This is a genomic window from Intestinibacter sp., from assembly GCF_051866655.1.
Taxonomy (GTDB): Bacteria; Bacillota; Clostridia; order Peptostreptococcales; family Peptostreptococcaceae; genus Intestinibacter.
The window spans coordinates 1-6,009 of sequence record NZ_JBJDXL010000142.1 but is presented as its reverse complement, the minus strand read 5'-3'; the positions used below and the strand labels follow the sequence as shown (position 1 = coordinate 6,009).

Sequence of the window (6,009 nt, the reverse complement as noted above, 5' to 3'; positions counted from 1 at the left end):
TATCTAAAAAATTATTTTAATTAAAACACTTTTTTTGATTCTAATAAATCATTTTTTAAATCCCAAAGTTTTTGAGATAAATCAACTTTGAATCTCTTAGGTGAAGAAAGTCTCTTATAAGAGTCCCAGAAAGTATCAAGTTGTGATTTTACATAAGCTTTTATTTCATTTATAGGTTTGTATTCATATTTACATTCTCCATTTATAAATAAAGGCTTATGAAGTTCTTTAACTGAATAATTTTCAAAAGTAAGCTTCTTCCAAGTATATGTAGGGTGGAATACAGTCAGAGGCTTTGTAGTGTCGATTTCTTCGTCTTTTAACATTATTAAATCACTACCAGCATCGTTATTGCTATCGTATATTCTAACTACTTTTTTGTAACCTGGATTATTTATTTTTTCTGGATCCTCAGATACTTTTATCTTAGGTATTAATTCATCACCTTTGAATGAACCTGCTAATTTGTAAACACCACCTAATGATGGAGATTCAGCAGATGTAATTAATTTAGTACCAACACCCCATGAGTTAACAGCTGTGCCTTTTGATTTTAAGTCTGCAATTATGTACTCGTCTAAGTCATTTGAAGCAGTAATTTTTAAATCATGATATCCTGCTTCTTCAAGTCCTTTTTTGACTTCTTTAGAAAGATATTCTAAATCTCCTGAATCGATACGTATACCTGTAGGTTTATATCCTTTTGCTTTTAAGTTATCAAATACTTTAATAGCGTTTGGAAGACCACTCTTTAAGACATTATATGTATCGATTAATAATAAGCAATTATCTGGATATATGTCAGCATAAGCTTGGAAAGCTTCTAATTCAGTATCAAATTTTTGTACCCAGCTATGGGCATGAGTTCCGACAACAGGAATATCAAACATTTTCCCAGCTAATACATTGGCTGTACCAGCGCATCCACCGATAACTGCAGCTCTTGCTCCGTAAGTACCAGCATCTGGTCCTTGAGCTCTTCTTAATCCGAATTCAAGAACAGGATCCCCTTGAGCAGCATAGCAAACTCTAGAAGCTTTAGTTGCTATTAGTGATTGGAAGTTAACTATATTAAGCAAAGCAGTTTCTATCAATTGAGCTTGATATAAAGGTGCTTTTACAGTTATTATTGGTTCACCAGGGAACATTATAGTTCCTTCTTCTACTGCATATATATCTCCTGTAAATTTAAAATCTCTTAGAAAATCCAAAAACCCCTCAGAAAATAGATTTAAACTTCTTAAATAGTTTAAGTCGTCCTCTGAAAAATGCAAATTATTTATATACTCAGCCAGTTGCTCAATACCACAAATAATTGTGTATCCACCGTCGCAAGCGTTTTTTCTAAAAAACATATCAAATACAACTATATCTTCGTGAATGTTTTTTTCGTAATATCCATTCATCATAGTAAGTTGGTATAAATCTGTAAGTAGAGTTAAATTTCGCATTTTTTTTCTCCTTAAATATTTTAATTAGTTATAAAAAACCCTATACATATACTTAAACATAATCTAGCAAAACTTTCAAGTATAAAGTGGTATTAATACATCATAAAATTATTTAAAGTAACTATTAATTATTGCGTAAAAAAAAATGTTATTTTAAAGAGAGGTGGGGAAAAATTAGCAAAATATGGTTTTATATGATAGTTATAGGGATAGTAGGGAGTATTTACTTTGATAATTTACAACAATTAAATACAGTGATTTTAGATGAAGGTTCGAAGGCTATTGAATTTACTATAAGTTTGGCAGCTATAATGTCACTTTGGATGGGAATAATGAATATAGCTAAAGAGTCTGGATTAGTTGATAAAATTGGAGTGAAGATAAATTTTATTTTAAAAAAATTATTCCCACAAATACCTCAAAATCACAAGGCTATGAATTACATAATAATGAATATAATATTAAACATGCTAGGAGCTGGAAATGGAGCTACTTCCTTTGGATTAAAGGCGATGGAGGAGCTACAAACCTTGAATGATAAAAAAGAGAGAGCATCTAATGAAATGGTAATGTTTTTAGTTATAAATATATCATCTATTCAATTGGTACCTTTTACTATGCTTAAGATAAGAGCCGATTTAGGATCTGTTAATCCAAATGAAATAATAATTTCTACATTGGTGGCGACTACAGTATCGACTATAGTAGCAATTGTATCGTGTAAAATTTTTGAAAGGAGGATAAAATAAATGCTCAATAAGATAGCTAATTTAGCCATTCCTATAATTATGCTATTTATAGTTATTTACGGAAAATATAAAAAAGTAGATATATATGAAGCATTTGTAGTAGGAGCAGTTGAAGGATTGAAAACAGCATGGAATATACTACCTTATATAATAGGAATATTTTTAGCTATAGGAATATTTAAATCAGGTAGAGGAATTGAGATGCTTGAATTTATATTTGCACCAGTAGCAAATCTACTTAATATACCAAAGGAATTGATAGGACTTATAATGATGAAGCCTATATCGGGGAGTGGCGCCCTAGGAATGTACTCAGAGCTAGTTCAGAGGGTATCTGTAGATTCTTTATTAGAGAAGATGGGTGCGACTATTGTAGGGGCATCAGAGACAGTATTTTATACTATGGCGATTTACTATGGAAGTCAAAAGATAAAAAAGACTCGTCATACTTTGATTTGTGCGATGCTAAGTCATTTTGCTGGAGTTATAGCTTCTGTTTACATATGTTATTTGTTGTTTGGATAAATATATTCGAATTTGAATTTATTATAAGAAATATAGTATAATTTAAGAATAAATAGTTAAAAATTATAGAATAGGGGACTGATTTTTATGAAAAAATACGATGTAAGTAGAGAAATACATAATCCTTGCGCCAATATATATAACTTTGATATGAATTTTGAAGAAGAGGTTTGTACAGATAATACAGATGAAGCATTGGAAAAATTGATAGGTACAAGTCTTCCTGAATATAAAAAGACAGTTTATGATAACGGTGCCACAATTGAATATGAACTTCTTTTACCTCGTAAGGAAAGATATACTTTTTCTGAAATAAAATAAAAAACCAAATTAATTTTTTTATATGTTGCTTGACAACAAATTTTTTATTTAATAAAATAACCATATAACAATAATAGTTAAAAGCTGTGAAGAGAAGAGTAGATAATTTAATTTTTCTGCAGAGAGCTAGATTAGGTGAAAGCTAGCGTCTAATTGATTATTGAAGATGGCCTTGGAGCTTCTTATCTGAACTTATTTAAGATAAGACGGATGGACTCGTTATTAGTCCACTAAGACATTCAGATTTTTCTGGATAAATTAGGGTGGTAACGCGAATATATACTCGCCCCTATGGGATTCCATAGGAGGCGAGTTTTTTATTTACAGTAAATTTTAAGGAGGAAGTAAAATGAGTAAACCAACTTTTTATATTACAACACCTATATACTATCCAAGTGGTAGATTACATATAGGTCATACTTATACAACAGTTGCAACAGATGCAGTTGCTAGATTTAAACGTTTCTGTGGATACGATGTAAGATTCTTAACAGGTACAGATGAACACGGTGAAAAAATACAAAAGAAGGCTAGAGAAGCAGGTATGACAGAAATGGAATACCTAGATGGAATGATAGCTGATATCAAGAAATTATGGAAAACTATGGATATATCTTATGATGATTTCATAAGAACAACTGAACCAAGACATAAAGATGTAATCCAAAAAATATTCACTAAATTATATGAACAAGGTGATATATACAAGGGTGAATACGAAGGTAGATACTGTACTCCATGTGAAAGTTTCTGGACTGAATCTCAATTAGTAGATGGAACTAAATGTCCAGACTGCGGTAGAGAAACTTACGTAGCAAAGGAAGAAGCTTATTTCTTCAAGCTATCTAAATACGAAGATAGAATAAAAGAATTATTCAAAAATCCTAACTACTGTTTCCCAGAAGCTAGAGCTAATGAAATGGTAGCTAACTTCTTAGAACCAGGTCTAGAAGATCTATGTGTAACTAGAACTTCTTTTGACTGGGGTATAAAAGTTCCTTTCGATGAAAAACACGTTATATATGTTTGGGTTGATGCATTGTGTAACTATATAAGTGCATTAGGATATATGACTGAAGATGATTCATTATTTAAGAAATATTGGCCAGCAAATATACAAGTTGTAGGTAAAGAAATCATAAGATTCCATACAATTATATGGCCTGCATTATTAATGGCATTAGATTTACCAGTATCTGAACAAGTATTTGGACATGGATGGATATTATTCGCTAATGACAAGATGAGTAAATCAAAAGGAAATATAGTTTATCCAGAACAAATGATAGAAAGATATGGAATAGATACATTAAAATATTATCTATTAAGAGAATTCGCATTTGGTCAAGACGGAAGCTACACTCACAGAAACTTCGTAACAAGAATAAATACAGACTTAGCTAACGATCTAGGAAATCTAGTAAGTAGAACTATAGCTATGGTTGAAAAATACAACGGTGGAATAATACCAGAACCAAAAGTAGCTACTGAATTCGACGAAGCATTAAAAGAACAAGCTAAGCTTTCAAGACAAGTATTTGAAGAACAAATGAATAAAATGCAATTCCATGAGGCTTTAGAAGGTGTATGGAAATTAATAAGAAGAACTAATAAATACATCGATGAAACTGCTCCTTGGGTACTTGCAAAAGACGAAAGCAAAAAAGACGTATTAGATACAGTTTTATATAATTTATGTGAATCAATAAGAATATTCTCTACATTAATAAACCCAATAATGAACACTACAGCTAACAAAATCTATGAACAAATGGGAATAAAAGGTGTAGAAGAATTAACTAACTGGGAAAGTACAGCTACATTTGGCTTAATAAAACCAGGTACAAAAGTAACTAAAGGTGAAATATTATTCCAAAGATTAGATATAGACAAAGAAGTTGCTGAGCTTGAAGAATTATTTGCAGAAAAGAAAGATGAACCTGCTCAAGAAGAAGCTCCACTTGAACATAAAGAACAAATTACTATAGATGATTTAGATAAAGTAGAGCTTAGAATAGGTAAAGTTTTAAGCTGTGAAAAACATCCAAAGGCTGACAAGCTTTTAGTATTCCAAATTAAGGTTGGATCAGAAACTAGACAAATAGTATCAGGTCTTGCAAAACACTACAAACCAGAAGAATTAGTTGGAAAAGAATTAATAGTAGTTTGCAACTTAAAACCAACTAAATTAAGAGGTGTAGAATCTCAAGGTATGATATTAGTAGCTGGTGATGATGGAGAACCATACAAAATACCATTTACTGATGGAGCAAAAGACGGCTGCATAGTTTGCTAAGGAGATAGACATTATGTTATTTGACTCACATGCACATTTAAATGACGAAAGATTTGATGAAGATAGAGAGGCGTTAATCGCTTCTCTTAATGAAAAAGGTGTCGATTTAGTCGTAAATCCAGGAGCTTGTATGAAGACTTCCTTTGAAAGTGTAGATCTTGCTAACAAGTACGACTTCATATATGCTGCAGTAGGTGTTCATCCACATGATGTAGTGGATTTAACTGAAGCAGATATGGATACTTTGAAAAAATTAGCGACAGAAAACGAAAAGGTCGTAGCAATAGGTGAAATAGGTCTAGATTACTATTACGATGGAGATTACAAAGAGCTTCAAAAGAAATGGTTTAAAAGACAAATTGAACTAGCTAATGAACTAAAGTTACCAATAATAATCCATGATAGAGACGCACATGGAGATACATTTGATATTATAAAATCAACAAAGGCTCCTGAAACAGGCTGCGTACTTCATTGCTACAGCGGTAATGTAGAATTAGCTAGAGAATACGTCAAAATGGGATGTTACATCTCTATATCAGGAACTGTAACATTTAAAAACAATAAGAAAACAAAAGAAGTAGTAAGGGAAATACCTCTAGATAGACTGTTCATAGAAACTGATTCACCATATATGGCGCCAACGCCACATAGAGGAAAAAGAAAT

At 31.5% G+C, this 6,009-nt stretch carries 6 protein-coding genes and 1 other annotated feature; of the genes, 5 read left to right on the top strand and 1 reads right to left on the bottom strand.

All coding sequences use genetic code 11. The annotated features are described in order from the left end of the window. Positions 1–20 precede the first annotated feature (20 nt). On the bottom strand, positions 21–1,451 hold the full coding sequence (locus ACI3VO_RS04060) for a nicotinate phosphoribosyltransferase (protein ID WP_439756694.1): 1,431 nt from the start codon (positions 1,449–1,451) through the stop codon (positions 21–23). 194 nt (positions 1,452–1,645) lie between these two features. On the opposite strand from ACI3VO_RS04060, the gene ACI3VO_RS04055 reads away from it, so the two are divergent. The 5 genes from ACI3VO_RS04055 to ACI3VO_RS04035 form a co-directional block, all read left to right on the top strand. After that, positions 1,646–2,200 carry a nucleoside recognition domain-containing protein gene (locus ACI3VO_RS04055; RefSeq protein WP_439756693.1) on the top strand — a complete coding sequence of 185 codons (555 nt, stop codon included), beginning with the start codon at positions 1,646–1,648 and terminating at the stop codon, positions 2,198–2,200. Beyond that, entirely contained in the window at positions 2,201–2,725 is a 525-nt protein-coding gene (locus ACI3VO_RS04050) for a spore maturation protein (RefSeq protein ID WP_439756692.1), read from the top strand. A gap of 87 nt (positions 2,726–2,812) precedes the next feature. Then, positions 2,813–3,046 carry a hypothetical protein gene (locus tag ACI3VO_RS04045; protein ID WP_439756691.1) on the top strand — a complete coding sequence of 78 codons (234 nt, stop codon included), beginning with the start codon at positions 2,813–2,815 and terminating at the stop codon, positions 3,044–3,046. A 77-nt stretch (positions 3,047–3,123) separates the two neighbouring features. Beyond that, positions 3,124–3,340: a binding site (T-box leader), on the top strand. A gap of 55 nt (positions 3,341–3,395) precedes the next feature. After that, the gene (gene metG / locus ACI3VO_RS04040; protein ID WP_439756690.1) at positions 3,396–5,342 is read left to right on the top strand and encodes a methionine--tRNA ligase; all 1,947 of its coding nucleotides are present in this window, start codon (positions 3,396–3,398) and stop codon (positions 5,340–5,342) included. Between the two features lie 13 nt (positions 5,343–5,355). After that, the coding region (locus tag ACI3VO_RS04035) for a TatD family hydrolase (protein ID WP_439756689.1) at positions 5,356–6,009 on the top strand (654 nt) is incomplete at its 3' end.